At 61.1% G+C, this 24,485-nt stretch carries 37 protein-coding genes and 1 riboswitch; of the genes, 25 read left to right on the forward strand and 12 right to left on the reverse strand.

What is annotated here, in order from left to right:
* Positions 1 to 710 precede the first annotated feature (710 nt).
* From FHR70_RS18475 to FHR70_RS18490, 4 genes are all read right to left on the reverse strand, one after another.
* On the reverse strand, positions 711 to 971 hold the full coding sequence (locus tag FHR70_RS18475) for a hypothetical protein (RefSeq protein WP_183452902.1): 261 nt from the start codon (positions 969 to 971) through the stop codon (positions 711 to 713).
* Entirely contained in the window at positions 971 to 1,357 is a 387-nt protein-coding gene (locus FHR70_RS18480; RefSeq protein ID WP_183452904.1) for a DUF1064 domain-containing protein, read from the reverse strand. Before FHR70_RS18480 ends, FHR70_RS18475 begins: the two co-directional genes overlap by 1 nt.
* Positions 1,357 to 1,614: a DUF2312 domain-containing protein gene (locus FHR70_RS18485; protein WP_183452906.1), complete on the reverse strand. Its 258-nt coding sequence runs from the start codon at positions 1,612 to 1,614 to the stop codon at positions 1,357 to 1,359. The genes FHR70_RS18480 and FHR70_RS18485 overlap by 1 nt, the downstream gene beginning before the upstream one ends.
* Before the next feature lie 247 nt (positions 1,615 to 1,861).
* Positions 1,862 to 2,356 (reverse strand): phage regulatory CII family protein, encoded by a 495-nt coding sequence (locus tag FHR70_RS18490; RefSeq protein WP_183452908.1) that lies wholly within the window; start codon positions 2,354 to 2,356, stop codon positions 1,862 to 1,864.
* 358 nt (positions 2,357 to 2,714) lie between these two features.
* On the opposite strand from FHR70_RS18490, the gene FHR70_RS24605 reads away from it, so the two are divergent.
* The 4 genes from FHR70_RS24605 (at position 2,715) to FHR70_RS18510 (ending at position 5,088) form a co-directional block, all read left to right on the forward strand.
* On the forward strand, positions 2,715 to 2,921 hold the full coding sequence (locus tag FHR70_RS24605) for a YnfU family zinc-binding protein (RefSeq protein WP_425487880.1): 207 nt from the start codon (positions 2,715 to 2,717) through the stop codon (positions 2,919 to 2,921).
* A 92-nt stretch (positions 2,922 to 3,013) separates the two neighbouring features.
* Positions 3,014 to 4,111: a S24 family peptidase gene (locus FHR70_RS18500; protein ID WP_183452912.1), complete on the forward strand. Its 1,098-nt coding sequence runs from the start codon at positions 3,014 to 3,016 to the stop codon at positions 4,109 to 4,111.
* Positions 4,112 to 4,159: 48 nt separating this feature from the next.
* On the forward strand, positions 4,160 to 4,504 hold the full coding sequence (locus FHR70_RS18505) for a hypothetical protein (RefSeq protein ID WP_183452914.1): 345 nt from the start codon (positions 4,160 to 4,162) through the stop codon (positions 4,502 to 4,504).
* A 194-nt stretch (positions 4,505 to 4,698) separates the two neighbouring features.
* A complete protein-coding gene (locus tag FHR70_RS18510; protein WP_183452916.1) occupies positions 4,699 to 5,088 on the forward strand; it encodes a hypothetical protein in 390 nt (129 codons plus the stop codon).
* Between the two features lie 45 nt (positions 5,089 to 5,133).
* On the opposite strand, the gene FHR70_RS18515 is transcribed toward FHR70_RS18510, so the two are convergent.
* Positions 5,134 to 5,376: a hypothetical protein gene (locus FHR70_RS18515; protein ID WP_210277698.1), complete on the reverse strand. Its 243-nt coding sequence runs from the start codon at positions 5,374 to 5,376 to the stop codon at positions 5,134 to 5,136.
* A gap of 451 nt (positions 5,377 to 5,827) precedes the next feature.
* Here FHR70_RS18515 and FHR70_RS18520 point away from each other — a divergent pair, with 451 nt between their 5' ends.
* From FHR70_RS18520 to FHR70_RS18585, 15 genes are all read left to right on the forward strand, one after another.
* A complete protein-coding gene (locus FHR70_RS18520; protein ID WP_183452918.1) occupies positions 5,828 to 6,142 on the forward strand; it encodes a hypothetical protein in 315 nt (104 codons plus the stop codon).
* A 5-nt stretch (positions 6,143 to 6,147) separates the two neighbouring features.
* Positions 6,148 to 6,408: a hypothetical protein gene (locus FHR70_RS18525; RefSeq protein ID WP_183452920.1), complete on the forward strand. Its 261-nt coding sequence runs from the start codon at positions 6,148 to 6,150 to the stop codon at positions 6,406 to 6,408.
* Positions 6,408 to 6,542: a hypothetical protein gene (locus FHR70_RS24390; RefSeq protein WP_281381380.1), complete on the forward strand. Its 135-nt coding sequence runs from the start codon at positions 6,408 to 6,410 to the stop codon at positions 6,540 to 6,542. Before FHR70_RS18525 ends, FHR70_RS24390 begins: the two co-directional genes overlap by 1 nt.
* Complete coding sequence (locus FHR70_RS18530) at positions 6,539 to 6,685, forward strand: hypothetical protein (protein ID WP_183452922.1); 147 nt, start codon at positions 6,539 to 6,541, stop codon at positions 6,683 to 6,685. The genes FHR70_RS24390 and FHR70_RS18530 overlap by 4 nt, the downstream gene beginning before the upstream one ends.
* Entirely contained in the window at positions 6,682 to 7,431 is a 750-nt protein-coding gene (locus FHR70_RS18535; RefSeq protein WP_183452924.1) for an ERF family protein, read from the forward strand. Before FHR70_RS18530 ends, FHR70_RS18535 begins: the two co-directional genes overlap by 4 nt.
* A complete protein-coding gene (locus tag FHR70_RS18540) occupies positions 7,428 to 8,063 on the forward strand; it encodes a lambda exonuclease family protein (protein WP_183452926.1) in 636 nt (211 codons plus the stop codon). Before FHR70_RS18535 ends, FHR70_RS18540 begins: the two co-directional genes overlap by 4 nt.
* A complete protein-coding gene (locus FHR70_RS18545; RefSeq protein WP_183452928.1) occupies positions 8,060 to 8,575 on the forward strand; it encodes a hypothetical protein in 516 nt (171 codons plus the stop codon). Before FHR70_RS18540 ends, FHR70_RS18545 begins: the two co-directional genes overlap by 4 nt.
* Positions 8,572 to 8,952 (forward strand): HNH endonuclease, encoded by a 381-nt coding sequence (locus FHR70_RS18550; protein ID WP_183452930.1) that lies wholly within the window; start codon positions 8,572 to 8,574, stop codon positions 8,950 to 8,952. Before FHR70_RS18545 ends, FHR70_RS18550 begins: the two co-directional genes overlap by 4 nt.
* On the forward strand, positions 8,949 to 9,167 hold the full coding sequence (locus FHR70_RS18555; RefSeq protein ID WP_183452932.1) for a hypothetical protein: 219 nt from the start codon (positions 8,949 to 8,951) through the stop codon (positions 9,165 to 9,167). Before FHR70_RS18550 ends, FHR70_RS18555 begins: the two co-directional genes overlap by 4 nt.
* Positions 9,164 to 10,555, forward strand: coding sequence for a hypothetical protein (locus FHR70_RS18560; RefSeq protein ID WP_183452934.1), 1,392 nt, complete (start codon positions 9,164 to 9,166; stop codon positions 10,553 to 10,555). The genes FHR70_RS18555 and FHR70_RS18560 overlap by 4 nt, the downstream gene beginning before the upstream one ends.
* The gene (locus FHR70_RS18565) at positions 10,548 to 11,531 is read left to right on the forward strand and encodes a phosphoadenosine phosphosulfate reductase domain-containing protein (RefSeq protein WP_183452936.1); all 984 of its coding nucleotides are present in this window, start codon (positions 10,548 to 10,550) and stop codon (positions 11,529 to 11,531) included. The genes FHR70_RS18560 and FHR70_RS18565 overlap by 8 nt, the downstream gene beginning before the upstream one ends.
* Positions 11,531 to 11,740 carry a hypothetical protein gene (locus tag FHR70_RS18570; RefSeq protein WP_183452938.1) on the forward strand — a complete coding sequence of 70 codons (210 nt, stop codon included), beginning with the start codon at positions 11,531 to 11,533 and terminating at the stop codon, positions 11,738 to 11,740. The genes FHR70_RS18565 and FHR70_RS18570 overlap by 1 nt, the downstream gene beginning before the upstream one ends.
* Position 11,741: 1 nt before the next feature.
* Positions 11,742 to 11,978, forward strand: coding sequence for a helix-turn-helix transcriptional regulator (locus FHR70_RS18575; RefSeq protein ID WP_183452940.1), 237 nt, complete (start codon positions 11,742 to 11,744; stop codon positions 11,976 to 11,978).
* A complete protein-coding gene (locus FHR70_RS18580) occupies positions 11,962 to 13,047 on the forward strand; it encodes a tyrosine-type recombinase/integrase (RefSeq protein WP_183452942.1) in 1,086 nt (361 codons plus the stop codon). Before FHR70_RS18575 ends, FHR70_RS18580 begins: the two co-directional genes overlap by 17 nt.
* 588 nt (positions 13,048 to 13,635) lie before the next feature.
* Positions 13,636 to 14,427, forward strand: a complete 792-nt coding sequence (locus FHR70_RS18585; protein ID WP_183452944.1) for a M10 family metallopeptidase C-terminal domain-containing protein — start codon at positions 13,636 to 13,638, stop codon at positions 14,425 to 14,427.
* 32 nt (positions 14,428 to 14,459) lie between these two features.
* On the opposite strand, the gene FHR70_RS18590 is transcribed toward FHR70_RS18585, so the two are convergent.
* Both FHR70_RS18590 and FHR70_RS18595 read right to left on the reverse strand, forming a co-directional pair.
* Positions 14,460 to 14,771: a hypothetical protein gene (locus tag FHR70_RS18590; RefSeq protein ID WP_183452946.1), complete on the reverse strand. Its 312-nt coding sequence runs from the start codon at positions 14,769 to 14,771 to the stop codon at positions 14,460 to 14,462.
* Positions 14,772 to 15,070: 299 nt separating this feature from the next.
* Positions 15,071 to 15,445 carry a hypothetical protein gene (locus FHR70_RS18595; RefSeq protein ID WP_183452948.1) on the reverse strand — a complete coding sequence of 125 codons (375 nt, stop codon included), beginning with the start codon at positions 15,443 to 15,445 and terminating at the stop codon, positions 15,071 to 15,073.
* A 618-nt stretch (positions 15,446 to 16,063) separates the two neighbouring features.
* Here FHR70_RS18595 and FHR70_RS18600 point away from each other — a divergent pair.
* Positions 16,064 to 16,375 carry a hypothetical protein gene (locus FHR70_RS18600; RefSeq protein ID WP_183452950.1) on the forward strand — a complete coding sequence of 104 codons (312 nt, stop codon included), beginning with the start codon at positions 16,064 to 16,066 and terminating at the stop codon, positions 16,373 to 16,375.
* A 49-nt stretch (positions 16,376 to 16,424) separates the two neighbouring features.
* Here the strand turns inward: FHR70_RS18600 and FHR70_RS18605 are convergent, their stop codons facing one another.
* Positions 16,425 to 16,667 (reverse strand): DUF6894 family protein, encoded by a 243-nt coding sequence (locus FHR70_RS18605; RefSeq protein WP_183452952.1) that lies wholly within the window; start codon positions 16,665 to 16,667, stop codon positions 16,425 to 16,427.
* 220 nt (positions 16,668 to 16,887) lie between these two features.
* On the opposite strand from FHR70_RS18605, the gene FHR70_RS18610 reads away from it, so the two are divergent.
* Complete coding sequence (locus FHR70_RS18610) at positions 16,888 to 17,142, forward strand: hypothetical protein (RefSeq protein ID WP_183452954.1); 255 nt, start codon at positions 16,888 to 16,890, stop codon at positions 17,140 to 17,142.
* A gap of 20 nt (positions 17,143 to 17,162) precedes the next feature.
* On the opposite strand, the gene FHR70_RS18615 is transcribed toward FHR70_RS18610, so the two are convergent.
* Positions 17,163 to 17,333 carry a hypothetical protein gene (locus FHR70_RS18615; protein WP_183452956.1) on the reverse strand — a complete coding sequence of 57 codons (171 nt, stop codon included), beginning with the start codon at positions 17,331 to 17,333 and terminating at the stop codon, positions 17,163 to 17,165.
* A gap of 583 nt (positions 17,334 to 17,916) precedes the next feature.
* Positions 17,917 to 18,921: a threonine-phosphate decarboxylase CobD gene (gene cobD / locus FHR70_RS18620; protein ID WP_183452958.1), complete on the reverse strand. Its 1,005-nt coding sequence runs from the start codon at positions 18,919 to 18,921 to the stop codon at positions 17,917 to 17,919.
* Between the two features lie 11 nt (positions 18,922 to 18,932).
* Here cobD and cbiB point away from each other — a divergent pair, with 11 nt between their 5' ends.
* A complete protein-coding gene (gene cbiB, locus FHR70_RS18625; protein WP_183452960.1) occupies positions 18,933 to 19,919 on the forward strand; it encodes an adenosylcobinamide-phosphate synthase CbiB in 987 nt (328 codons plus the stop codon).
* Here the strand turns inward: cbiB and FHR70_RS18630 are convergent.
* Together FHR70_RS18630 and cobO are read right to left on the reverse strand one after the other, a co-directional pair.
* A complete protein-coding gene (locus tag FHR70_RS18630; RefSeq protein WP_183453060.1) occupies positions 19,906 to 21,351 on the reverse strand; it encodes a cobyric acid synthase in 1,446 nt (481 codons plus the stop codon). The two genes, cbiB and FHR70_RS18630, sit on opposite strands and share 14 nt — an antisense overlap.
* An 11-nt stretch (positions 21,352 to 21,362) precedes the next feature.
* The gene (cobO, locus tag FHR70_RS18635; RefSeq protein WP_183452962.1) at positions 21,363 to 21,968 is read right to left on the reverse strand and encodes a cob(I)yrinic acid a,c-diamide adenosyltransferase; all 606 of its coding nucleotides are present in this window, start codon (positions 21,966 to 21,968) and stop codon (positions 21,363 to 21,365) included.
* A 104-nt stretch (positions 21,969 to 22,072) separates the two neighbouring features.
* A riboswitch (cobalamin riboswitch) is annotated at positions 22,073 to 22,259 on the forward strand.
* Between the two features lie 117 nt (positions 22,260 to 22,376).
* Here cobO and FHR70_RS18640 point away from each other — a divergent pair.
* The 3 genes from FHR70_RS18640 to cobW are packed head-to-tail and all read left to right on the forward strand — an operon-like array spanning position 22,377 to position 24,485.
* Entirely contained in the window at positions 22,377 to 23,006 is a 630-nt protein-coding gene (locus FHR70_RS18640) for a HupE/UreJ family protein (protein ID WP_183452964.1), read from the forward strand.
* Positions 23,007 to 23,025: 19 nt separating this feature from the next.
* Positions 23,026 to 23,421, forward strand: a complete 396-nt coding sequence (locus FHR70_RS18645; protein WP_183452966.1) for a DUF1636 family protein — start codon at positions 23,026 to 23,028, stop codon at positions 23,419 to 23,421.
* A 26-nt stretch (positions 23,422 to 23,447) separates the two neighbouring features.
* Positions 23,448 to 24,485: a cobalamin biosynthesis protein CobW gene (cobW, locus tag FHR70_RS18650; RefSeq protein WP_183452968.1), complete on the forward strand. Its 1,038-nt coding sequence runs from the start codon at positions 23,448 to 23,450 to the stop codon at positions 24,483 to 24,485.

The raw sequence follows: 24,485 nt of genomic DNA on the forward strand, positions 1-24,485 counted from the left end.
GCAGGACCCAGGTTCTCCAGGCTCCATGCCAATCGACCATCAGGGAGCCGTTCTTGAGGTGGTAGGCGACGAACGCTTCCCATTCGTGCCAAGCCGTTTTCCCGGTGAGCCCGCGCTCGGCAGCGAACTCCCGGTCCCGATCTTCGGGCTTGCGGTCTGGGTCGATTGGTGTCTCGTCAGCGATGACCCGAGGCTTTCGACGAGCCGGTTTCGATTTCGTCGGGGGAGCCGAAGCGCCGTCAGGCGCGTCACCCTCTCTCGGAGCGTTAGCGGAGAGAGAGGTTTTAGGGGTTGAGTTATTATATCTTGGGGACCTTTGGACGAGTGTCGGATTTCCGTCGCTTCCGTCGCTATTTCCGACATTTCCGTCGCTGGTTGGGTTAGTGCTGTTTCCGTCATTTCCGTCGCTTGTTCCGTCACCTTGCCCATTCCCGGAGCGACGTGCCTGAACCTTCGCGATCTTCTCCTCACGGTGGTTCTCGTAGTAGCGGCGGTCACGAAGCTGCCTCTTGGTCAGGGCCGGTTGAGAAGCGGCCTCGATGCGCTCTAGTGCTGCGACAAGCCCCTCGCCTTCCAGACCGGCCGCCAAGAGTTCCCGCACGATGGCTGACGTGATGCTCATTCGCTCACCTGTGCGATTGCAGGCGTCGACGCAGCCCAGGCTTCAAACTCAGGCCAGAAAGTCTCAAGGATCCAGAGAATGTCTCCGCTCATGCCGCGCCTCGCTTGCTGAGTTCGGCAATGGCCTTGGCTTCTATCTCGTCGAGCCAGGAACGGACGCGGGCGCTGCCGAAGGCCTCCTCTGCCGTAGCGAGCTTCTTGACGCTCTCCGTCGCTGCCAGACGGGCCTCCACATAGTCCGGGTACTTGCTGGCCTCCTCCTCGCGCACGCTGGTGAAGTAGAAGAAGCCTTCGAGGGCATGTTCTTTGGAGATGGCGAGGGATTCGGATTGACGCTTGAAGGAGATCATCAGAACTCCTCGACCTTCCAGCCGCCTCCCTGCTTCTTCGGGAGCGCCTGCACAGCGATAAAACGGAAGGGGTATAGATCGGCCGCGACCTTGATCTTCACGCGGGCATCGTCGGTCCAGAAGCCCTTGACCTCGTGCATCTCAAGGCTGCCGTCGGTGAGCATCACGGCGAAGTCGATGGTCAAGAACGTGTTGTCAGCGAGACGAAGCTTGATGCCCTCGAACTTGTACCAGGCGACCTCGCCAGCGATCCGACGCAATTCAAGGTGAGCCGCATAGGCCTCCTCGGTCTTGTTCATCTGGCCGTTCTTCATGCGGCCGAGGGCAAGCATCGCCTGCTGGCCCTCGCGTGCACGTGCACGCACGTGTGTACGAAGGAATGCCATCAGACCATCCCCAGCGCGGACATATAGGTTTCGAGGATGGCATCCTCTTCCTGGCGTACGGAAAAGTCTTTCCGACGCAGGGCGACGATCTTCTTGATGGTTTTCGTGCAGAAGCCATTACCCTTTGCTTCCGCATAGATGTCGCGCTTGTCACCGTTCAGCCCTGCGATTTCCTCTTCGACGCGCTCAATGCGCTCGATGAAGGCCTTCAGCTGATCGGCGGCGACGGCTTCGGTAGTGAAAGCTGCGTCATCCATGCTCGATGCTCCTCTTACTTCCTTGGGCGTTGTCAGTTGCAGACGGAGTAATCCGCTTCCGCGGTCGACAGGCAGCGGCTGATGCTTAGCCTTAAGCCCAGCGCTCCGGCCGGCCCGTGCCCCCACGGTCGCAGGACCGAACGCTCGACGCCTCCGTTACGAGCTTGGTGCCACGCTCTGCGGAGGCGTTTGCGTGTCGGTACGACCGCGATGCCCGCCCATCTCGTTCCATGAAGGTACTTGCCGCTCATGCTGCACCACGGATCGGCGTGACTGTCCCGCGCTTCAGGTCATTCCGAAGCTCAGCGAGTTCCTTCTCCTCGGCAGCAGCAGCGGCATCGATAGCGGCCTTCTCGGCAGGATCGATCCGGCCATCCGACAGGGCATCGGCTATTGTGGTGGAAAGCGCCGCCTGGGCTCGCGAGGTATCAGCAAGGTGGCGGATGAGGTTGTCGCCCGCGGCCTCTGCGCTCTCACGGGGCACAAGTTTGAAGCCCGCTAGATCCGCCAGAACCTGAAGGGTCTCAGGCGTACCGCCTCGGCGCACGATCTCCATGGTGAGGTCAAGCAGAACGTCGGCCGGCACATGCGTGGTGACGTTTTGATCGGCGATCGAGGAATAGCGGGAGATGAGCGCCTGCCCTACCCGGCTCTTGCTGGCAGCGACGACCACGCCACCAAGGCGGTCCACGTCAGCATCGAAGGCGGCTTTGATGGCGGCATAGGGGTTGCGGGCGTTCATGTAAGGTTCGCCTATCGATTTGAGATGATTGCTGGACGGGGCTGAGCGATATTCCCAAGCGTGGAAGCGGGGGCTGAAACAAAAGCGCGGGCAGCCAGGGGCTCGGTTGAACCGCCCGCGCTCTTCACATCGGCGCCCGGGGAGGAAGCGGTCTTGCCGATGGAAGGGGAATGGGGAATGAAGCCGTCATGGCTGAGGAACAGCCAACGGCCAGAGGCCGTGAAGCGGTAGCGGGGCTTGAGACGAGAGCGGGGCATCAGGCGGCCTCCCCGCCGGAAGGCGAGGAGAATGCAACAGTGACACCCTCCTCGCCCTCGCCTACCATCGGGCTTGTCACAGAACCGATGGAGGATTCCATATGCCCAAGCTCAGCGACGAGATTACCTTCCCTATCGGATGCCCGAAGTGCGGCCATGAGACGGAGCAGACCGTCACACGGCTCAAGGACGAGCCGGAACTCACCTGCCCTGCCTGTGGGGAGCGATTTAAAGTTGAAAGCAGAGGCAGCGCGGGGGATGTCGCGGATGAGCTCGACAAGATCGACCGGCTTTTCGACAAGTTCTGACAGTGCGGTGAGCCGCCGGTTCAACTCGTCGAGGAAACTGATGGAGACGGCGTCAGCCGTGAGGGTGATGGTCCGCATCAGGCGGCCTCCCCTTGTCGGCGGACCTCAGGGCGAGGGATCTCAGAGGGCCATTCAGCGTCATTCGGCCAATGGTCCGAGAGCCATTGAAAGGCATCTTGGAGGCGACGCGATCCGATATCACCACCGCGACGGAGCAGCCCGATACGTTTGCCGTCATTGAAGAGCAGCATCGAGAGCCGGGACTCGGAGATCCGCCGCGCCTGACAGAACGGGCCGAAAAGAGTGAGAAGATGATCTGCGGTAAGCATGAAACGATAATGAGGGACATAGCCCCCATAAGTCAAGGGGATATATCCCCCTCACTGTTTCTCGTAGGTGAGGGTATCTTCCCTCGCATGACTGACCCTGTACGCGACCGCATAGCCGAGAGGCTGAAGCAGACCGGGAAGACCCCTCGCGCCGCCTCGCTCGACTCCGGGATGGGAGCGACTGCGATCAGGGATATTTTTCGGCGCCCTGAAAACTCACTTACTCTGGACACTCTGAAGAAGCTGGCTGTCGGCCTGGAAACGAGCCCTGAGTGGCTGATCTTTGGAGCTGAGGGCATTGGTTCCTTTGGCGGCACCTCGCCTACCGATCGGCCAACGCCATTAACTCAGCCCAGTCATGCTGAGATGATCACAGAGAAGATGGTGCCCGTCCCCATTGTTGGTGACGTGGAGGCCGGAGCGTTCAGGGAAGCTCCTGAGTTCGATATCGACGATATGGAGTACGTCGGGGACTACCCGGACCGGGAATTCCCCCACGCCCGGCGCATCGGCTTCAGGGTCCGGGGAGACTCGATGAATGACCTAAAACCCCGCCCAATCCTTGAGGGAGACAAGGTCATTGGCCTCGATTTCCAGGACATTGAGGGCCAGGTCGTGCTTAGGGACGGCATGATTGTTGTCGTGGAGCAGACCCGAGACGGCGGTCACACCCGGGAATGGTCAGTCAAGCAGCTCGAGATCTACGAGGATCGGTACGAGTTCTGCCCTCGGTCAACGAATAAGCGGCACAAGCCGATTGTAATCCCAAATAAGGTCTTTCGGGACCCCAGCGAGGGCGATGGGCGCCAAGTGAGGATCTTGGCCCTGGTCCGCCGGAGTATCAACGATCTGACCTACTAGCCCTCACGTGCGTGCAGGTGCGCTCAAAAATTTTGGGAGACCAGCAGGGTGCCGACTGAACCTGAAAAAGGGCTTTATCAAGAGATAGTTAAACATCTTGGCCCCCATGGGCCGGACGCCCTGCTAACTGCGATCTTATTTGCTGGGACAGCAGGACTGATCAAATATGGGCTAGACCCCTGGCTGGCCATAGGCTTTGCCCTTATTTTGTTGGGCGTATATGCTTGGCGGCAGACCCGCGCTGAGGGCCACAGAGAACGGATGGCTGAGATCCGGGTTAGAGAAAGAGAGGCGGAGATCAAGGCGCTCCGTGACAAACATAAGTTTCGTTTAGAGAAAGAGCGACTACAGAATTCAGCGGATACGCCGCGGATTGGAGGCAAGAAACGATGATAGCCAATTTAGAATTCAGCGTTTCCCCCCTAGTCACGCTTTCGAGCTTAGCGACTTCCATCTATCTTTGGAGTAGCCGAGTTATTGCCAAGCATCGGCGCCGGACTAGTGAGCTTGAGGCCACTGAGCGCCTACTCAGGCAGCATCACAAGGCGCTCGAGCGGTTCTTGGAGGATCCAAAGGCCCCGAGTGACATGAAGTGGGAGCTGATCGTCTTCAGCGAGCAGGTCAGTGACCGCGAGGCAGCTCTTGAGCTAATACGTCAGGTCTGCCAACCCGATCTGAGTAAGACGACGCGGGCGGATCTGAAGGCGGCCGAAGATTTCGAAGAGGCTGTCGAGCGCCTCCGGAAGACCGATCCAGATCTGGCCGAAGCCTTCACTGATGCGATAGCGAGCGGTGTTGCGGCGATGCTTTTCAGATGGTCGGAAGGCGCCACGATGTTCATTAGCTTTGTCGCGAAGGCAATTTCCGACCACAAGCGCGAAGCCGCTTTCTTCTCACGAGCGGTCCGGCTCGGCTCAAAGCGTACTGAGGACCGATCAGACAATGGGTTCAGTGGTCCCAAACCACTCCCGGCTTGATATTCAAACCCCGGCTTCTGGCCGGGGTTTTTGTTTGGCTGCCCCTCAGTCCCTTGACGGCACGTCGCCATGGCTAGCCAGGAATACCGGCTCGTCGAAGTCCCCCATCTCCGGATCCCCGGTCTGAGAGAACACGAGCACCCCGGCTTTGCTACCGGCCATACGCTCTGCCCTGAGTAGCGCCGCGTTCTCGCTAGGCGCCTGAATGGCCTGCTCAGCCTTCAGCCCTCCCCGCTTCCCTTTGATGAATGGCTGCACGACGTAGAACATCTTAGCTGTGGCTGACATGGCTCTGATCCTCTTTGTCTGGGAAGTAGCTGATAAGCCGGTAAGAGACGCTGTGACATGATGGGCATGGACGCTCAATGCGCTCAGCGAACTCCAAAACCCGTCGGCTGACCTCCACCGTCGAGAGACGCCGCACACCCATGCACGCAACTGGATAGGTGTCCGTGAGGCAGTTTGAGCAGCGCATTCTGAGCTTGTAGCGGTGCTCTCTGGGGAGAGGGCTTTCAGGTGTTGGTGGTATGAAATGAACCTGCAAGTTTGCCCCTCCGTGTTCGTTGTTCTTATTTTGTTCACCTTAGAGGCGGGAGTCGAGTCTTCATATCTGTGGATAACGGGGAGAAGCTCACATCCCCTATGAACCACAATAATGAGGGCTATGTCCCACAATCTTATTGACGGGGGCAATATCCCCCATTAGGGTCTTCTCATCCACTCAGAACGGATGAGCCCCATGCCCTCCCTCCGATCCCTTCCGCCTCTCAACGACAGGCTCCTCTACATCAACGAAGACGGATCACGCCGTGGGAGCGTAATCGAGGCCGCTATCGACGACCGCGCCCATCGTCTCGCTGACTGGAGCGCCCGAAGCTACATCGAGGCTCAGGTCGATGGTGAGATGCAGATCTACCAGGGCCGCGTCGAGATCCGCGACGCCGGTGACACTACCGTTTCCGACATGCTGGCCGCGAAGGCTGACGAGCGCCTTAGCCGCCTTGCAGAAGCGCAGGACAACGAGCCTGTCGCTTACCTGATCGCGGCGGAGTGACGCCCATGGGTGAGGTCGTCGCTTTCCCCTTCCGCCCTCGTGTCGTGCAGCCGTTCGTTGCCGAGCCAGTCGAGATAAACGCAACCGTTCGCGAAATCATGGCCGAGGGGCTGTGCCCTTCGTGCTTCGGACGCGGCGTGAAGCTTCGCCCTCGCAATCTGCGGATGCTCTACCCGAGCGACTTTGAGACTGTCCCCTGCCCCTGCGGTGGAGACGACGAGAACCGCATCGGCTGTGATGAGCCTGATTATCCGGGGGCAGCGTGATGAGCTTCAACACTCCCAAGTGCAAGGCCTACTCCCGCAAGATCGAGAACGGCCTTTGGATGCTCATCGGCGCCGTCGCCTTCGGCCTGTGGTGCTTCACGATGTTCAAGCTGGTGGAGGCGATGCTGCGATGAAGCGCGTCTCCCTCACTCCCCGCTATCGCGGTCCTCAGACCAAGCGCTCCGAGCGCCTCCGGGTCGCGATGATCGCCAAGCTCTCCGAAGAACTTGGATGGGCCAAGCCCGTCGTCAAACTCCCGAAGGATAAGCATCAATGAGCAACCAATCGAACGCCGTGGCCGTCCAAGAGCCGAATGTTCCTGTTCCCGTCGTGCCTGAGAGCGCTGCCATCATTCAGGTGATCGAGCGAGCTGCCATGAATCCTGCCGTGGACATCGACAAGATGGAGCGGCTTCTCCAGATGCAGGAGCGCATCATGGAGCGGAACGCGAAGGCGGCCTATGCGGCTGATCTGGCACGGATGCAGCCCGATCTCCCGGTCATCATCGAGCGCGGGGCCATCAAGGGCAGCAACAAGCAGGTTCAGAGCACCTATGCCCTTTGGGAAGACATCAACGACGCCATCAAGCCGGTTCTGTCCAATCACGGCTTCGCGCTGAGCTTCCGCACCGGACAGGAGGAAGGTCGGATCACGGTGACGGGCGTCCTGTCCCATCGCGACGGGCACAGTGAAGAGACGACCATGCATCTGCCCATCGACACCAGCGGCAGCAAAAACGCTGTCCAGGCCGTCGGTTCGTCCATCTCCTACGGCAAGCGCTACACGGCCGGCGCCCTGCTCAACATCACAAGCCGCGGGGAAGATGACGACGGCAACGCGGCTGGTGCGGGAGAGGGGATCTCAGACGAGCAGGTCATGAAGATCCGAGACCTGATTGAGGCGGTCGGGGCGAACGAAAAGAAGTTCCTCCAATACCTCAAGGTCGAGAGCATCGCCGCCATCCCGGCTAAGGACTACGAGCGTGCCATTGCCGCCCTGAACGCGAAGAAGGGGAAGCAATGAGCGAGATCGTCCAAGGCTCCGAGGAATGGCTCGCCATCCGCGTCGGCAAGGTCACCGCCTCACGCGTGGCGGATGTGATCGCCAAGACCAAAACCGGCTGGGGCGCATCCAGGGCGAACTACATGGCCGAGTTGATCGCGGAGCGCCTGACCGGCGAGCCGGCTGAGAAGTTCAGCAATGCGGCCATGAAATGGGGCACGGAGCAGGAGCCTGACGCCCGCGTGGCATACGAGTTCCGCGTGGACGCAGAGGTCGTACAAGTCGGCTTCGTGCCTCATCCCTCTATCGCGATGACCGGAGCAAGCCCTGACGGCCTGGTTGGTGAGGACGGGCTTGTCGAGATCAAGTGCCCAAACACGGCAACCCATATTGAGACGCTAATCAGCCAGACGGTGCCGGGGAAGTACGTCACGCAGATGATGTGGCAGATGGCCTGCGCAGGTCGTCAATGGTGCGATTTCGTCTCTTATGACCCAAGGATGCCGGAGCATATGCGGCTCTTCGTTAAGCGGATCGAGCGTGACGACGCCCTGATCGCGAGCCTTGAGGCGGACGTGGCTGGCTTCTTGGCAGAGCTCGCTCAGAAGGTTGCAGACCTGACGGCACTCTATGACCAGCGGGCTACGGCATGACCACGGCCCCTATTCTCTTCGAATGGACTGGCGAGGCGATGGTCCCGCACCGCCGCTTCCAGGCAGAGTGCGACCGCTCCTTCGTGGTTGGCGAGAACTACCGGCTTGTCGAGCATAACGACCGCTCGACTGCCAGCCATAACCACGAGTTCGCCTTCGTGGCTGAGGCCTGGGCGCAATTGCCTGAACACCTAGCGGAGCAGTTCAAGACGCGTGAGCATCTGCGCAAGCGGGCCCTGATTGATGCCGGTTACTTCAACCAGCAAGAGGTCGACGCCGGAAGTCATGCCGCGGCACTGCGGGTCGCCAACTTCGTCGCCTCCATGGACGAATATTCTGTGGTTGTGGTTCGCGGCCCGATCGTCGTCGTGCGCAAGCCCAAGAGCCAATCGCGTAGGGCAATGGGGAAAGAGGAGTTCCAGGCCAGCAAGCAGGCCGTGCTTGAGATCGTCTCTGCCTTGATCGAAGTGAAGCCTGAGACGCTCACCCGGAACGCCGGGAGGGCTGCATGACAGTGGACGTCGGCACCACTCCCCGTAAGCCTCTAACCCCGACGCAGCGCCTTGCCCTTTTCGAGCGGTTCAAAGGGATCTGCGTCCTTTGCGAGCGCAAGATCGAGGCCGGCGAACCCTGGATCGACGAGCATCTGCGGGCGCTCGGCCTTGGCGGGTCGAACGATCTGGAGAACCGCGGCCCGGCTCACACAGCCTGCGCTGATCTGAAGACACATGGCAAGGATGGCGACCTCGCCCGCATTGCCAAAGCGAAACGCCAAAAGATGCGTCACCTCGGCATCAGGACGCGAAAAGGTCCGCCTATCCCCGGCAGCAGAGACAGCGGCTGGAAGCGGAAGATGGATGGAACGCTTGTTCGGAGAAACGTCCGATGAGCGAACCGATCAATTCCCCGATCCGCCCCATCAGCAAGGCGCTGCAGGATCTCATCAACGAGCACAATCACCGGGTCGAGCGCGTGTGGATGCTCCGCGGCTCGAACTGCAAGCCTTTTCAGAGATCCACCCCTTCCACTGTGCCGCCAGCAGTTGTCTCGTCTAGCGTTCCTGCGGTCGAGCACGGTGGTTCCTTCAAGGAAGCCCGCTCATGACCCTACAGAATACGAGTTGCTCTCCTTCGGGCTCTGAGAGCCCTCATCGAGAAAGTTCAAGCAGCGACATCGTTCTACCTGAACGCCTGGTCACGGTGCGCCATCCCGACAGTACAATCGCCATTCTGTACTGCCGCGCAGTCGGAGCCCCGCCTGGCGAGTGCCGCGATGTTTACACGGTGTCCTGCCATACCCTTGAGGCTGCCGAGCGGTTCGAAGAGCGATTTGATAGCCGCATCCTCACAGCACTACCTAGCGACGGGACTGAAGCTGACTTGATCGTTCCCGACGAGGCGAAAGCCGAGGGAGGGCACACATCCCCTCCCGATCATACAGGACTAGTGGAGGATGTAGCGAGAGCGCTTTGCCGCAAGCACGTCATTTCCAACATCCGGTACAGGGAGACCTCTGACGAAGCATTCATTCGGCGCTGTGTCGAAGAGAGTTGGCGTTACCACACTGAAACGGCAGAAATTGCGATAGCCGCCGCACAGACCTTCCTCCTCGCCAGAGTAAAGGAGCTTGAGGAGCAGCATATGTGCCCTCCCTCGCCTGAAGGCTCGTCGGGACAGATCGATCAGCCAGAGCAGCAAGCCGCTATGTGGCAGCCTCCCTACCTGTTCAACCTCAATCACGAGGTCAAAGTGAAGCTGACCCATGTGGGGAAGCTGATCCTTGAGCGCGAATACTACGACATCAAGACGTCCGATGCCGATGGCTGGACCAAGTGGCAACTCTGGGAACTGATGAGCCTGTTCGGCAAGTATCTCTACAACGGCTGTGATGTGCCATTCGAGACAACAATCGAACTCCTCACACCACCCACCGGCTTGCCTGAAGGCGGATCGCGCTTTCCCGAGGGAGAGATCGAGCGACTGACCCGTTTGTTTGAGGAGAGAGCGGCTCGGTGCATCGAAGCAGACAAAACGATAGCGTCTCTCTCGGAAGAGGTTGCCGCGCTCAGAACCGGCATCAAGGCCCTTGAGGCCGAACTGACTACGGCGAGATCGCGCCAGCCATCGCCTGAATTGAGTTTTCCCGATGAGGCTGTGCAAGCAGCCGAAGGAGGGCACACAATCACCCCACAAACCGGGGGAGAGTATGTGAGGGTGCTTGCGACCGAAGCCCTCTATGCGGCCAACCCGGCTGTGCATTGGAATGGTGCCGAGATCGAGCGGGCTGCTGATCGTATAGCCGCCCTCCTCTCCCCATCCCATAACAGGGATTACGTTCCCCTTGAGGCAGCGATTGAGGCCGTTCGCGCAGCCTACACGACGCAATCCAGCGGTCGTTACTCAAGCTGGAATACAGAGGGCAATCCGGCCATCAAGGCCCTTGAGGCTCTCGCCTCCCCCTCCAGCAAGACGGGGGTAGGGACAGATGAGTGATTTGATGTGTCCTCCGTCGCTGCGCTCCTCGGAAAAGCAGGGTCCAACCGAGAGCCAAGCCGCGAAGTCGCGCCTGTTCATCAGTTTCAGCGGGGGCAGGACCAGCGCCTATATGACTAAGCGCCTACTGGATCTAGCGGCCGAGCGCAATGACGGCACGGAAATCGTGGTGCTCTTCGCCAATACAGGCCAGGAGCATGAAGAAACGCTGCGGTTCGTGGACCGCTGCGACAAGCATTTCGGGTTCAATGTCGTGTGGGTCGAGGCCGTTGTCGATCCCGAGCATGGCAAGGGAACCGGCTTTAGGGTCGCGACCTTCGAAACCGCCGCCCGCAGGGGCGAGCCGTTTGAGCCCGTTATCAAGAAATACGGCATCCCAAATAGCAGCTTCCCGCATTGCACGCGGGAGACCAAGGAACGGCCAATGACCGCCTATCTTCGCAGCATCGGCTGGGATGCAGGGACTTACGATACCGCTATCGGCCTACGCTCTGATGAAAAAGGTCGCAAAAACTCCAAGGCGAAGGAACTGAGGCTGATCTATCCACTGATCAAGTGGGGAGTGACGAAGCAGGCGGTTTTGTCGTGGTGGGCTCAACAGCCTTTTGACCTCAACCTGCCAGAGCATTGGGGCAACTGCCTTACCTGCTGGAAGAAATCTGACCGCAAACTGGCGACCATCGCCCGGGAGCGCCCGGAGTGGTTCGACTTCTTTCGCCGCATGGAGGCCACCTACCCCGATGCGGGGCCAGGCGATGGTCGCGACCGGCCGCGCCGGTTCTTTCGGGGAAAGAAGACCGTTAATGACATCTTCGCCATCGGAATGAGCAACACGTTCGTCCCCTACACGCCCGATACGGAACTTCAGTTCGAAATGGACATGTTCGGGTTTGTTGTTCTGGATGATCTCGACCTCGGCGGCGGGTGCGGCGATAGCTGCGAGGTCTTCTCTGACTCAGCAGGGGAAGCAGCGTGATGGATTTTCGTGAACGCGCCCGCCGCGTTATCCCGGACCGCTACGAGGGCGAAGGCTGGAACCAAGCCAGGAACCGGGCTGAGGCTGAGATCCGGCGTGCCTACGAGGACGGCAAAGCCCACAGCGACCGGGCGGGCGGCGGATTGATCTTTCCTGATGAGGGCGAAGCCCGAAGGAAGGCCCCCCAAACCTCCCATAAGGAGGGATAACATGGGACAGGCTCATGTGAAGCCCCCAGCCAAGCGCCTCCTGACCCGATCTGAGGCAGCCGCCTATTGCGGCCTCGGGTCTACTCTTCCTCCAGTCAGGCCCAAGCGGGTCCGACCTGGCAAGCAGGGGCTCCGATACGACGTGAAGGACTTGGACGCCTGGATTGATAACTTGGACCGCTCCGACGAGGCGGACGCTAACGACTGGCTGGGCAAGCTCGATGCCGAAGAAGAATAAGGTTCCGGGGATCAAAGCGTATGTGTCCAAGGGGATCGCTTACGCCTATGACCGGATCACCGGCACCCGCCTGACGCCGCCCCACGCTATGTATTCGGAGGAGTGGTTCGCGGCCTTGAACGCCGCCCGAGCCAAGGTGAAGCCCATTCAGGAGAAACCTGGCACCTGGGGTGGGCTCGTGGTCCTCTACCGAGAGAGCGCCCGGTTTCAGGATTTGGCCCCTCGCACGAAAGAAGACTACCTGAAGGTCTTGGACTGGACCAAGCCGCTCCACAGCATGCCGCTGGACAAGTGGACGCGCGGGTTCGTGGCAGGACTCAGGGATAAAGCCAAACTGAAGAAGGGCCGCCGCTTCGCCAACTATGTGCTGAGCGTGGTGTCCGTGGTCTTTGAGGTTGGGCTGGAACGGGAGTTCGTCGGGCTCGACATCAACCCGGCAGCCAAGATGAAGAAGATCCGCAAACCGAAGACGGAGCCGAGGGCCAACCGCCCGTGGACGCCCGAGGAATGGGATGCGGTTCTGGAGGCGGTGCCGGCTCACCTGAAGGCCCCGATCCTGCTAGGCGGCATTCTCGGCTATCGGCAGGGGGAAATCCTGGCAGCCCCGCTCGGCTCCTACAATGCCAAGACCGGGATGCTGACCCGGATCTCAGCCAAGAGCGGCAAGGAAGTGAAAGTGAAGGCCCCGAAGGCGGTTGCCGAGGCGCTGAGCGCTCTACCCGCTCACAAGGATAAGACCCTGTTCGTCAACACGCGGGGCAAGGCGTGGACGGAAGACGGCTTCCGGTCGGTGTTCTTCAAGGTCATTCGGAAGCTGGAGGCTGAGGGCAAGGTGGATAGCGGCCTCACCTTCCACGGGCTGCGCCACACGGCAGCCACCAAGATGCGCCAACTCGGCTTCGACACCCGGACGATTGCCGACATGCTCGGGCAAGAGACCGAGGGGATGGCAAGTCATTATTCGCGTCAAGCCGACCTTGTTCCGAAGCTGCAAGGTGTTGTGGAAAAACTGGACCAGGAAACGGAGGAAAAAGATGCCAAGTCGTTAGAAAAGATTGAAAATTCCTGAATAGTTCTATAGTCTGTTAGACAGAAATAGGAGGGGTTATATGCTTGGAACTACTACAAAAACATCTGCCTCTGACTCCGTTAGTCTTGGTTCGAATCCAGGTCCCCCAGCCACTCCGATTTTCAAGGGCTTAGCGCCTCTCTCACATCAGGGTCGAACCTTAGACATCCGTTCTACGGCTGTCTGGACGATGGGTTCACGGTTCGATCCCTCTAGGCGGCGGGAGGGCGGCATGAAACGGCGGTATGCTAGCCCTCCCTGTCTCCACCGGCAAAAGCATCACCGAGTCTCGCAGCCCAGCCTCCCTTCTGGCACATCCGTGTTCATGCATGCCTCAGCCGGTGCCACCCTGAAGACGTCCAAGCGTGATCGGGGTGCCTCTTCGACAGCCGACGGACGGAACGAGGGAACCATTGAATGCAGGCTGGTTGGAGTCCGCAGGTCTCAGTTTGCTGAAAGGATCATGGACACAGTGCGGGCGATCAGGAATGGGCAGGACCTAACCGTCTCGGGCCCGCGCGACATTTGTTCTCTTGCTCACCTGACCGGGGCCTTAATAAAGACGCTTTCCCATAGGAAGCGGCATCCATGGCAACGATTACAGTTTATACGGCTTTCGGCTTTGACCTGAAGAATGTCAAATTCTCAGGAATGCTACACGGCAATCCCTATCAGCAGACCTCAAGCTTGTTCTCCGTGACTTACGGCTCAGGGACCGCGTACCGCGACGAGTACAGAGGTACAGGCTTCACCTATGATGCAACCGGCATGCTGAACGGCGGGGCCGTGGAGAGTTTTGGCGGCTTCCAAAGCGGCAAACCCAGCCTCACGGTCAAAGGCATCAGCGTTCCGGCGGCTTCCTTTGTTGCGGCAGCCAGAACCTCGTCCAGATCCGATGATCTCGCTCTCTTGAAGAAAGCCCTTGCGGGGAACGACAAGATCACAGGCGGCAACGGCGTCTACTTGTTGGATAAGTACGTCGGAGACAAGTTGGAAGGCTTCGGCGGCAACGATGTGCTTTATGGCCGCCGCGGAGCGGATCGGCTTTATGGCGGCACCGGAGCCGACACCTTTGTCTTCAAGAGCGCCAAAGACAGTACCGTGGCGTTAAATGGCCGGGACACGATCTATGACTTCTCCGCCAGACAGAAGGACAGGATCGATCTGAAAGCCATGGATGCGAAGACGACCGTATCCGGAAACCAGTCCTTCACGTTCATCGGAAAGAACGGCTTTCACGAGAAGGCGGGCGAGTTGCGCTACAACAAGGTCTCAGGTGGGGCCGTTGTGAGCGGAGATGTGAACGGTGACGGGGTGGCGGATTTTGCAATGTACCTGAAGGGCATCTCCACCGTCTCGAAGAGCTACTTCATGCTTTAAGCGGCCAATCACCTCCGCTTGGAGGCTGGCAATTATTTTAAGGCTTGCTGTTGGCCCGCGCTCCACTGGAGTTGCGGGTACCGGCCGCCGGCAAAACCACTGGCGAAAATTCCTACGGCCGCAAAGCTCACCGCGCAGAAGAGCGTTACTGCTAGGACGAAGGCTATCCCTTGTTTCTGCTTTCGCCACATGGCCGACACGAACGGGGTCAAGAGCATCGATCCGAATATGATGAGCAGCAGGAAGAAAGCCTGGAGATCGGGGTCACCGTAGATCAGATCAACATGGACGCCCTTTTCACGTGGCGGCTCACCAAGGAAGAACCGAGCAAGTAACTCGAACATAGCATTGCCCCAAGGCGGGGATTATTCTGGTTTACTGTCGGATCGACAGATCTGCACCAAGACCACTCCCCTTGGCCCTGACGACAGCCTTCGCGTACAGGAAGGTCGCAGGGCATTTAACACAGCGATCCAAAACTTGGCCATATCCCGCTGAATTGAACTTAAGCAGCCGTGGCTGGAGAGCCGAAGTTCTCCGGACTCTATTCCTGAAGCTGGACTTCTCTACGCACAGATCTTCAAGAATCGGCTCTCGAGAAATGCGTTGCGGATCACGTCGGAAAGCCGGGCGGAATACCAATCTAACCTGCGTGGACAGGTTCGAAGGTGCTCCTGATGGGATGCGGGTTCCAGTCTCCGTTCGAGGCTGGCGCCGTGCGCGAGAAAGCCGACCATCGCAGTTCGAAGCTCCTGGCCGCCGCTTGATCCTTGAACCCCATGAGGCCGAAACCGGTCCGGATCTGAAAGAAGTCGTAGGGAGCGCCCGAGTCCTCGAGCCACCGGACGACTTGAAGATTGAGCGCTCGCCTGCTGCCGTTCCAGATGTCCCAATCATTGACCAGGAAGACGAATGGCCAGATCCGGGCATAGGCCTCGACTTCATAGCATGTCGACGAAGCCAATTCCTCATCACGGGTGACACTCGCAATGGCCTCTTTGATCTTCTCCAGCTCCATCACTGCCTCATCTCACGTTCGTGACACACAGTGGCGCGGTCGAACCGGATGCGGACGCCGCCAAGCCACAGGCATACCTCACTTGGGTAAACGATAGGTCATTTGGGCAGTTCCAAAGGGATGGTGCTTGAAAGGCACGGAGCCTGCGCTACTCGCGAGCCACTCCGATTCTCCTGCTATCGGCGGCCTTCTCAGGCTGAGGCTAGCGGCTGGGTGACGCACCTGTCGCCGGGGCGCAGGAAATAAGCCGTTAGTCGCATAGGGATCGAGGTTGACGCCGGCGCGTCTTGCCACACTTAGATCAACTTATGTTAATCGCATCGAGAGCTGGATTGTGATCAGGCGAGTGATCAATCGCAAGGCGATGCCCCATGATCCGGTCGACAGCGGCCTCATGGTTACGGCTCTTGTGGCTGCCCTAACGGCACTCCTGATCTGCAGCCAGCTTCCCTGAAGCCCGGCTGCGCGCCGGAAGCGCCCTGAGACTCCTTTTATTCCCCTGCAGATCCTGACGCAAAGGTAGATACCCTTTTGCCCTAGCTCCTGGGATGGGACGTTCGAAGCCCGACACTGTTATCATTCATGAAGTGAGCCGATACTCACACCATGAGCACCAATATGCGTTTATTGACCTTGTATGTCTTTGCAGCAGCGACTCTCGTCTGTGCGAATGCTTACGCGCAGGAGGGAGGATGGGCCTCTACCCCCGAGGGGAAAGCACGCTGGGATGCGTGCTACAAGGAGACCCGGCTGATCCACAGAACCCGCAACATGTCCAGCCAGGATTATCGGGAGATCATCAAGGTGGCCCGCCAGGAGCACATGCGCGACTGCATGACGAGGGCGCAGCCTCCTGCCCCGGTGCAGCTTGCAGTGCCCACCGACAGGTTCCCCGAGACCGCTCTGTCAGGGTGGGCCAGCAACAACTAGCTGCTTTGGGTCTTCTACTCAGGCTCTTCGATGAATGATCCGGTGACGCTCAGCTCTTCACCGTTATCACGTCGGAGCATGGGATGATCAGCACCGGGCGAAGATCTTCACCGATGATCTCGATGAAGATCGCGTCGCTGTAACCCGGCGGCATCGCGGCCCAGTTGCCCAGGAGCACTTGAAGCATCTTCAGAGCTTCGGACCTGGCCGCCGCAACATCCGGCAAGTCGACACCGCTCGGATCCTCATCGATGCCGAAATGGCTTCTGATATCGATGTAATAGCGGGGCACAGCCGATCCCCTCGATAACTCTGGACCTGAGGGGTCACCCCTCATTATATAAATCTATGTTAAACGACAGCGCGCATCGCTGAAATTCACTCTGAATCGCCCTCCACTCTTTCGAGCAGATCCGGCTCTCCGGAGCGATGCGGTCCGACTTTCGAGATTCGAGAGGATCAGATGCCGGCGCTCGATGTTGTCCCTTGAGAGAAGCGCCTCAGGAGTTCCGATGCTCTTACCCTGGATGAAACTTGCAACAGACACCACGATGCTGGCCTTTGAGGCGCAGACGGTGATCTGGACCCGCCTGTCACAGGCCGCGATGGGTCGAGGATCCCACGCCGAGAACCTGCTCATGGTGACGGAGAAGATCACCGCCTTCACCGAGGCCGCGGCCGTCGTCGCGGCCGGTGGCTCCGCTCACAAGATCGTCAAGGGATATCGCAAGAAGGTCCGTGCCAACGCGAAGCGCTTGAGGCGATAGGCACGGCGAACGCCACCCGATCAGCGCGGGGTGACCGTATCCGGATTGGATGGGATCGGCTTGATGGTTTCCTGACTGGCGGCCCGGCCTGGTGCGCTGTCCGGATCCGAATGAGTCTCGCGCAGAGCGAAGAAGACGACGACAACGGCAAGCGCGACAAGAGCGAGCGCCGTCCAGCTTCGGGTGTTCATAAGGAGCTCTCCTTCAGGAAATGTCAGAGGGCTGAACTCGGTCGCTATCCGCATGTTCCTGCCTCAATGTGCCACCCTCCGGATGCGGACCAACTCAGCCGAGCACAGGGAAGGAAGGGCAGCATGCTCCTGTCGGTGGCGGCCCTACCGCCAGAGGCCCCTTCGATCAAGGAGGTGCGACATTTTGCGCAGCGTTGGCCACCGCACATCCTTTCGAAGCGTATATTTCCACTGGCACCCCGAGGCGCTCGGAAGGCACAGGACAAAAATCCCTTAATTTGCAGGACTTATGACTTTATCTTGCGACCGATCGAAACGAATAGCCAAGTTTACTCGGCACTGCTTTCATACCGAAGTATAAGCTTGGCCATAGCGGCCTACGTAATTTCCACTATTCCATTCACCAGCCAAATCAGCGTATAGATTTTTTCATTGATGCGGAACGATTATATACAAAATTACCAAAGATATACTTTATAAGACTACCGTGTTGGCGGGGGCAGACACGGCTGAAGCCGCGAATCAGTTGAATAAACTGAACGCGGCTTCTCTTTTTTTGTTTTATACCCGAAAAAGGCAAAGCTCAGTGTTGAGAATAGCGGCCCAATACTGTCTCAAGGCGCTGCCATTCTGCTTCATCGCGAGGAAGTCCAAACCTCAATAGATGCGGACTATACTGGAATCGCCGCACCCAGATGCCATGCTCTCCCAGAACCTGAAACAGTTCAGGCGCCCGTATGCTCTCCAGCAGACGATACAGGATCGTGCCTCGCAAAGGCGCCCCCGCAACCGAGCTCAGAAGGGCATCCAACCGGCTGGCATCGGCCGCGCGGGCACCCCGCGCTGCCTCCAACCACTCCCGGTCGCGTAGTGCCGTCCGGCCCGTCTCGATGGCAGGGCCGGAGACCGCCCAAGGGCCGAGTGCCGATCTTAAGCTCGTGACGACGGGTTCCGGCGCCAGCGCAAAGCCGATCCTCAGTCCTGCAAGGCCATAGGTCTTACCGAAGGATCGCAGGATGATCACGTTCGATGGCAGCACCGGCACAAGGCTCTCGCCGGCATCGAAATCGGCGAAGGCCTCATCGACCACGAGCCAGCCGCCCCGTGGACGAAGATCCTCGGCAAGGCGAAGCAAAGCCTCGCGCCCAATGAGCCTGCCATCCGGATTGTTGGGATTCACGACCACCGCAACATCGCCCCTGTCGAGCAGGTCCAAAGACTGAACCTCGACCACATCATGCCCTGCCTTGCGCCACGAATGGGCATGCTCCGCATAGGTTGGCCCGAAAACAGCCACTCGACCACGCCCTCGCAGATGGGGAAGAAGGCTGATCAGAACCTGCGTGCCGGGCGCCGCAACCACCATCGCGGCATCTGTCGCTCCATAGGCTTGGGCAGCGGCCGCTTCGAGATCCAGGTGATCGGCCGGCGACGGCAGCCGCGCGAACAGGGAGGCTGGCAAGGCGGGTACCGGATAGGCTATGGGGTTGATCCCCGTCGACAGGTCGATCCACGGCTCGGGCGCCCGCGGAAACAGCCGCCGGGCCTCGTCCAGATCGCCCCCGTGCCAGACCCGCGCCTCACCCATTCGATTCACCCATGGCCCTTTCCGACAGCCTGCTCACCTTAAGCCTCGCCCTCGCGGCGGAGGCCGCTGTCGGCTACCCCAACCGCCTTTACACGGCGATTGGCCATCCCGTCACCTGGATCGGCCGATTGATCAAAGGGCTTGACCGGAGCTTGAACAGGGAGTCTTGGCCTTTCCGACAAAGGCGCATTGCTGGCGTTCTGGCCCTGCTGGTTCTCCTCACCGTAACGGGGCTGATGGCTTGGACGCTGGGCGCCCTCCTCCGGCCGCTCGATCTCATGGGCCTTCTGCTCCTGGCGATTCTCGCCAGCAGCCTCATCGCCCAGCGCAGCCTGCACGAGCATGTGGCGGCCGTGTCGAAGGGGCTGCGGGAGAGTGGGATCAAGGGTGGGCGCGCGGCCGTCTCGATGATCGTCGGCCGCAACCCGCAGAGTCTGGACGAGGCAGGCGTCTCCCGCGCGGCCATCGAAAGCCTCGCGGAGAATTTTTCCGACGGGATCGTGGCCCCGGCCTTCTGGCTCGGTCTCGGCGGCCTCCCTGGCGCTGCCCTCTACAAGGCGGCGAACACCGCCGACAGCATGATCGGCCACCGCACGCCGCGGCACGAAGCCTTCGGCTGGGCGGCGGCGCGCTTCGACGATCTGGTGAACCTGCCCGCCTCACGCCTCTCGGCGCTGCTCATCATCATGGCAGCCGCTCTGCATAGAGAGGCTTCGCCACAAGACGCGTGGCGCGCCGTCCGACGTGACGCCTCGCATCACCGCTCGCCCAATGCCGGCTGGCCCGAGGCCGCAATGGCGGGAGCGCTGGGCTTGAGGCTCGCGGGACCGCGCGTCTATGGCGACGTGCGCGTGGAGGACCGCTGGATGGGCGACGGGCGCGCGGAAGCAAAGGCCGACGACATCGACCGGGCGCTGGCCCTCTATCGCACGGCCTGCGCGCTGCTCTTCTGTCTGGCTGCCGGATTGGCGTTACTGGCGTGGTTCATCGCACACTGATCGCCAGCAGCCGCTTGCAATCGAGATGCGCTTCAAGGTGATCGGCAAAGCCGTCGAGGATGTTGTCAATGAAAGCCTCGTAGGCGAGATCGCTCGTCTCGGCCCCGAGCAGCGTGAGCCACCGTGCCCGCTGTCGGTCGTCCGCAAAGAGGCCATGCACGTAGGTGCCCACCACGCGACCGTCCGCCGATGCGGCGCCGTCGGCCTGCCCATTCGCCAGACGGGCGAAGGGCTGCCGCAACGTGTCGGGTCCCGAGGTCTCGCCGATATGCATCTCGTAGCCGGAGAGCGGAACGCCGTCGGGGATCGTCGCGCCCGTCACCGCCTCCAAGTGTTTCTTCGCTGTCAGCGTGGTCGTCACGTCGAGGAGCCCGAGGCCCTCAACGGAGCGCCCCGCCTCGCCCTCGATGCCGAAGGGATCATCGATGCGCATCCCCAGCATCTGATAGCCACCGCACAGGCCCAGCACCCGCCCGCCCCGGCGCACATGAGCCTTGAGGTCGATGTCCCAGCCCTGCTGGCGGATGAAGAGGAGATCGTCGACGGTGGTCTTCGAACCCGGCAGCAAGACGAGCGCCGCCTCGGCCGGCAAAGGCTGGCCGGGCTCGACCAGAACCACCTCCACGCCCGGCTCCTCCCGCAGGGGATCCAGATCGTCGAAGTTCGAGATCCATGGCGTCACCGGCACGGCGATGATGACCGCCCCCTTACGTCCCTCGCGCCGCAGGCCCAGTCCGTCTTCGGCCGGAAGCCGGGCGGCATCGGCGAAGTGCGGCACGAGCCCGAGCGCCGGCCAGCCGGTGCGCTCGGCGACGAAGCGCATGCCGCTGTCGAACAGGGCCGGATCGCCCCGGAAGCGGTTGACGATGAAGCCGCGGATCATCGCTGCATCCGCCTCGTCGAGCACCGTCCTGGTGCCCACGAGGCTCGCAATCACGCCGCCCCGGTCAATATCGCCCACCAGCACCACCGGCACGTTCGCCGCGCGGGCAAAGCCCATATTGGCGATGTCGCCGGCCCTGAGATTCACCTCCGAGGCCGAGCCTGCCCCTTCGACGAGAACGAGATCGGCCTCGTCCGAGAGGCGCCCGAAGCTGTCGAGAACGGCTTCCATCAGGCGCGGCTTCCAGGTCTGGTATTCGCGCGCCTTCGCCGTGCCGACGACGCGGCCCTGCACCACCACCTGCGAGCCGATCTCGCTCTGGGGTTTCAACAGCACGGGATTCATGTGGACGCTGGGCGCCACACCGGCAGCGCGCGCCTGAAGCGCCTGGGCGCGGCCGATCTCGCCGCCATCGGCGGTGACGGCGGCGTTGTTCGACATGTTCTGCGGCTTGAACGGGCGAACCCTCAAACCTTTCCGCGCGAAGACCCGGCACAGGCCCGCCACCAAGAGCGACTTGCCCACATTGGAGCCGGTACCCTGGATCATCAGCGCACGCATCAGAACTCGACGCCTTCCTGCGCCTTCACGCCGGCGGCGAAGTGATGCTTCACCAGGGTCATCTCGGTCACGAGATCGGCGGCCTCGATCAGCTCCGGCTTGGCATTGCGGCCGGTGACCACGATGTGGAGATCGGGCCGGCGCTGCTTGAGGGTTTCGACCACCTCGGCAAGCGGCAGATATTCATAGCGCAGCGCGATGTTGAGTTCGTCGAGCACGAGGAGGCGGATATCCTCGCGGGCCATCAGTTCCTTCACCTTCTCCCAGGCGCGCTCGGCCGCCGCCACGTCGCGGGACCGATCCTGCGTCTCCCAGGTGAAGCCCTCGCCCATGGTGTGCCACTCCACCTGGTCGCCGAACCGGTCGAGTGCCATGCGCTCGCCTGTCTCCCAGGCGCCCTTGATGAACTGGACCACGCCCACCTGAAAGCCGCGCCCGAGGGCCCGCAGCATAAGGCCGAAGGCCGCCGTCGACTTGCCTTTGCCGGGACCTGTATGGACGATGAGGAGCCCCATCTCGACGGTTTTGGAGGCAACCTCCCGGTCCTGTACTTCCTTGCGCTTGATCATCTTGGCGCGGTGGCGCGCCTCTTCGTCCTGGGACATTCCGGCCTGCTTTCCTGTGGAAGGGCGCACCATGAACAGGGCTCAGGCAGATTTCAAGGCCGGCCATGCCCGATGCGTGAGGCTTGAAACATCCCCCCCGGCCAGATAAGCATGGAGACGATGGTGCCCCGGCAACGGGGTGAAAAGGGAATGCGGTGAGACACCGCGGCTGCCCCCGCAACTGTAAGCGGCGAGCCTTCGCTCCGGATGCCACTGGGCCATGAAGCCCGGGAAGGCGGAGAAAGGCATCGACCCGCGAGCCAGGAGACCTGCCGTCAGCCTTTGCTTCTATCGGGTCTGTCGGACGGGGTGTGCCGACGGTGACCGTAGTCGAATGACCCCCGTCGTTCGGTTCCGTCCGTGGAAGCTCAACAGACTCTAACCACGAGTCTCCCGACGGAGAGAACGATGACTGCACCGAATCTGCCCAAGACCCGCCTCCTCGCCCTGACGCTCGCCGGCCTTGCCGCCGCGACGCCGGCCCTCGCCCACCATCCGATGGGCGGCATGACGCCGGCGACCTTTACGCAGGGCCTGCTCTCGGGCTTCGGCCATCCGGTCATCGGTCTCGATCACCTCGCCGCCCTCGTGGGCGTCGGCCTCGTCGCCTCGCGCTTTGCCCGCGGCCTGACGCTTCCGGCCTTCTGGATGGTTGCCATGGCGGCCGGCGTCGGCCTGCACCTCGCCAGCTTCGACCTGCCTTACACCGAAGCGCTTGTGGCGTTGAGCGTCGTGGCCATCGGCCTTGCGGCGACGATCCGCACCACCCTGCCCTATAGTCTGATTGCGGCGCTCTTCGCCGCCGGCGGCGCCGTGCACGGCTATGCCCTGGGCGAGTCGATCATCGGCGCGGAAGCCACCCCGCTTGCCGCCTATCTCGTCGGCCTCGTGGCGGTTCAGACCGCTCTCACCACGGGCGTGGCTTTCGCTGCCCGCTCGATTGCGAAGGGCTCGCTCGCCGCTCCCGCCCTGCGGCTCGCCGGTGTTGCGGTTGCCGTTACGGGCGTCGCGGCCCTGGCCCTGCCGGCCTTCGCCTGAGCGGATCGGCTTTACATCGATGACCTCAACCCCTGAGGAGATCTGCCTTCATGTCTGCGTCACCTGCCGTCAGGCAGGTGGCCCGGACGACAAGGCGCTCCGGCCCGGTGCGATCCTTCACCGGGCCCTGATCGAGGCGCTTGAGCATCCCGACGCACCGAAGGTGCGCGTGGAGCCGGTCGAATGCCTCTCCGTGTGCAAGCGGCCCTGCACCATCGCGGTCTCCGGTCCCGGCCGCTGGACCTACATCTATGGCGACCTGAGCGCCGACACCTCGGTCGAGACCATTCTCGACGGGCTGCGCCGCTATGCGGGAACCTCCGACGGCCTCGTGCCGTGGCGCGAGCGGCCCGAAGCGTTCCGCAAGGGCGTCGTCGCCCGCATTCCCCCGTTCAAGACAAGCAGCGCGGCCTGAGACACGCCGCCGAAAGGCAAGCCTTCATGAGCGATCTCTCGAAGATCCCCTGCACGATCATCACCGGATTCCTTGGCGCCGGCAAAACCACCCTGGTGCGTCACCTGCTCGAGAACGCGGGCGGGCGCCGCCTCGCCGTTCTCGTGAACGAGTTCGGCGATCTCGGCTTCGATGGCTCTTTCATCGAAGGCTGCGGCATCGAAGGATGCACGCAGGACGATATCGTGGAGCTCCCCAACGGCTGCATCTGCTGCACGGTGGCCGATGATTTCGTGCCTGCCCTGAACACGCTGCTCAACCGGCCCAACCCTCCTGAGCACATCCTGATCGAGACCTCGGGCCTCGCCCTGCCGAAGCCGCTGGTCCGCGCCTTCAACTGGCCCGACATCCGCTCCCGTGTAACGGTCGACGGCGTGATCGCCGTGGTCGACGGCCCGGCGGTTGCTTCCGGCACCTTCGCGGACGATCCCGATGCGCTCGAAGCGCAGCGCAGTGCCGATGCTTCCGTCGATCACGAGAACCCGCTGGAAGAAGTTTTCGAGGATCAGCTCCTCTGTGCCGACCTCATCATCCTCAACAAGACCGACCAGATGCAACCCGGCGACAAGGGCAAGGTTCTGGCCGAGATCGAAGAGCACCTGCCCCGAGCCGTAAAGGTGATCGAGGCCTCACATGGCAAGATCGACCCGACAGTCCTGCTCGGCATGAATGCGGCGGCGGAAACTGATCTCGACGCGCGTCCCTCGCATCATGAGACGGAAGAGGATCACGACCACGACGACTTCGACAGCATCGCGATTCCCGTCGATCCCGTCGCCACGCCGGAGGCGCTTGTCGCCCGCGTCGAACGCGCGGCAGAAGCGGCCGGCGTGCTGCGCATCAAGGGCTTCGCGCCCGTGAACGGCAAGCCCATGCGCCTCGTGGTGCAGGGCGTCGGCCAGCGCGTCGCGCACCACTTTGATCGGCCGTGGAAGGCGGGCGAAGCGCGCGACGGACGCATGGTGGTGATCGGCCTGAAAGGCTTTGACGTGAAGGCTGTCGAAGCCGCCTTGCGCGCGGGATAG

It is taken from the genome of Microvirga lupini (genome assembly GCF_014191055.1).
GTDB classification, from domain to species: domain Bacteria; phylum Pseudomonadota; class Alphaproteobacteria; order Rhizobiales; family Beijerinckiaceae; genus Microvirga; species Microvirga lupini_A.

Excerpts from the sequence above, each read along its gene's own strand:
- FHR70_RS18475 (WP_183452902.1), bottom strand. The coding sequence starts at position 971 with ATGATCTCCTTCAAGCGTCAATCCGAATCCCTCGCCATCTCCAAAGAA.
- FHR70_RS18480 (WP_183452904.1), bottom strand. The coding sequence starts at position 1,357 with ATGGCATTCCTTCGTACACACGTGCGTGCACGTGCACGCGAGGGCCAG.
- FHR70_RS18485 (WP_183452906.1), bottom strand. The coding sequence starts at position 1,614 with ATGGATGACGCAGCTTTCACTACCGAAGCCGTCGCCGCCGATCAGCTG.
- FHR70_RS18490 (WP_183452908.1), bottom strand. The coding sequence starts at position 2,356 with ATGAACGCCCGCAACCCCTATGCCGCCATCAAAGCCGCCTTCGATGCT.
- FHR70_RS24605 (WP_425487880.1), top strand. The coding sequence starts at position 2,715 with ATGCCCAAGCTCAGCGACGAGATTACCTTCCCTATCGGATGCCCGAAG.
- FHR70_RS18510 (WP_183452916.1), top strand. The coding sequence starts at position 4,699 with ATGAAGTGGGAGCTGATCGTCTTCAGCGAGCAGGTCAGTGACCGCGAG.
- FHR70_RS18515 (WP_210277698.1), bottom strand. The coding sequence starts at position 5,376 with ATGTCAGCCACAGCTAAGATGTTCTACGTCGTGCAGCCATTCATCAAA.
- FHR70_RS18520 (WP_183452918.1), top strand. The coding sequence starts at position 5,828 with ATGCCCTCCCTCCGATCCCTTCCGCCTCTCAACGACAGGCTCCTCTAC.
- FHR70_RS18525 (WP_183452920.1), top strand. The coding sequence starts at position 6,148 with ATGGGTGAGGTCGTCGCTTTCCCCTTCCGCCCTCGTGTCGTGCAGCCG.
- FHR70_RS24390 (WP_281381380.1), top strand. The coding sequence starts at position 6,408 with ATGAGCTTCAACACTCCCAAGTGCAAGGCCTACTCCCGCAAGATCGAG.
- FHR70_RS18530 (WP_183452922.1), top strand. The coding sequence starts at position 6,539 with ATGAAGCGCGTCTCCCTCACTCCCCGCTATCGCGGTCCTCAGACCAAG.
- FHR70_RS18535 (WP_183452924.1), top strand. The coding sequence starts at position 6,682 with ATGAGCAACCAATCGAACGCCGTGGCCGTCCAAGAGCCGAATGTTCCT.
- FHR70_RS18540 (WP_183452926.1), top strand. The coding sequence starts at position 7,428 with ATGAGCGAGATCGTCCAAGGCTCCGAGGAATGGCTCGCCATCCGCGTC.
- FHR70_RS18545 (WP_183452928.1), top strand. The coding sequence starts at position 8,060 with ATGACCACGGCCCCTATTCTCTTCGAATGGACTGGCGAGGCGATGGTC.
- FHR70_RS18550 (WP_183452930.1), top strand. The coding sequence starts at position 8,572 with ATGACAGTGGACGTCGGCACCACTCCCCGTAAGCCTCTAACCCCGACG.
- FHR70_RS18555 (WP_183452932.1), top strand. The coding sequence starts at position 8,949 with ATGAGCGAACCGATCAATTCCCCGATCCGCCCCATCAGCAAGGCGCTG.
- FHR70_RS18560 (WP_183452934.1), top strand. The coding sequence starts at position 9,164 with ATGACCCTACAGAATACGAGTTGCTCTCCTTCGGGCTCTGAGAGCCCT.
- FHR70_RS18565 (WP_183452936.1), top strand. The coding sequence starts at position 10,548 with ATGAGTGATTTGATGTGTCCTCCGTCGCTGCGCTCCTCGGAAAAGCAG.
- FHR70_RS18570 (WP_183452938.1), top strand. The coding sequence starts at position 11,531 with ATGGATTTTCGTGAACGCGCCCGCCGCGTTATCCCGGACCGCTACGAG.
- FHR70_RS18575 (WP_183452940.1), top strand. The coding sequence starts at position 11,742 with ATGGGACAGGCTCATGTGAAGCCCCCAGCCAAGCGCCTCCTGACCCGA.
- FHR70_RS18580 (WP_183452942.1), top strand. The coding sequence starts at position 11,962 with ATGCCGAAGAAGAATAAGGTTCCGGGGATCAAAGCGTATGTGTCCAAG.
- FHR70_RS18585 (WP_183452944.1), top strand. The coding sequence starts at position 13,636 with ATGGCAACGATTACAGTTTATACGGCTTTCGGCTTTGACCTGAAGAAT.
- FHR70_RS18590 (WP_183452946.1), bottom strand. The coding sequence starts at position 14,771 with ATGTTCGAGTTACTTGCTCGGTTCTTCCTTGGTGAGCCGCCACGTGAA.
- FHR70_RS18595 (WP_183452948.1), bottom strand. The coding sequence starts at position 15,445 with ATGGAGCTGGAGAAGATCAAAGAGGCCATTGCGAGTGTCACCCGTGAT.
- FHR70_RS18600 (WP_183452950.1), top strand. The coding sequence starts at position 16,064 with ATGCGTTTATTGACCTTGTATGTCTTTGCAGCAGCGACTCTCGTCTGT.
- FHR70_RS18610 (WP_183452954.1), top strand. The coding sequence starts at position 16,888 with ATGCTCTTACCCTGGATGAAACTTGCAACAGACACCACGATGCTGGCC.
- FHR70_RS18615 (WP_183452956.1), bottom strand. The coding sequence starts at position 17,333 with ATGAACACCCGAAGCTGGACGGCGCTCGCTCTTGTCGCGCTTGCCGTT.
- cobD (WP_183452958.1), bottom strand. The coding sequence starts at position 18,921 with ATGGGTGAGGCGCGGGTCTGGCACGGGGGCGATCTGGACGAGGCCCGG.
- cbiB (WP_183452960.1), top strand. The coding sequence starts at position 18,933 with ATGGCCCTTTCCGACAGCCTGCTCACCTTAAGCCTCGCCCTCGCGGCG.
- FHR70_RS18630 (WP_183453060.1), bottom strand. The coding sequence starts at position 21,351 with ATGATCCAGGGTACCGGCTCCAATGTGGGCAAGTCGCTCTTGGTGGCG.
- cobO (WP_183452962.1), bottom strand. The coding sequence starts at position 21,968 with ATGTCCCAGGACGAAGAGGCGCGCCACCGCGCCAAGATGATCAAGCGC.
- FHR70_RS18640 (WP_183452964.1), top strand. The coding sequence starts at position 22,377 with ATGACTGCACCGAATCTGCCCAAGACCCGCCTCCTCGCCCTGACGCTC.
- FHR70_RS18645 (WP_183452966.1), top strand. The coding sequence starts at position 23,026 with ATGACCTCAACCCCTGAGGAGATCTGCCTTCATGTCTGCGTCACCTGC.
- cobW (WP_183452968.1), top strand. The coding sequence starts at position 23,448 with ATGAGCGATCTCTCGAAGATCCCCTGCACGATCATCACCGGATTCCTT.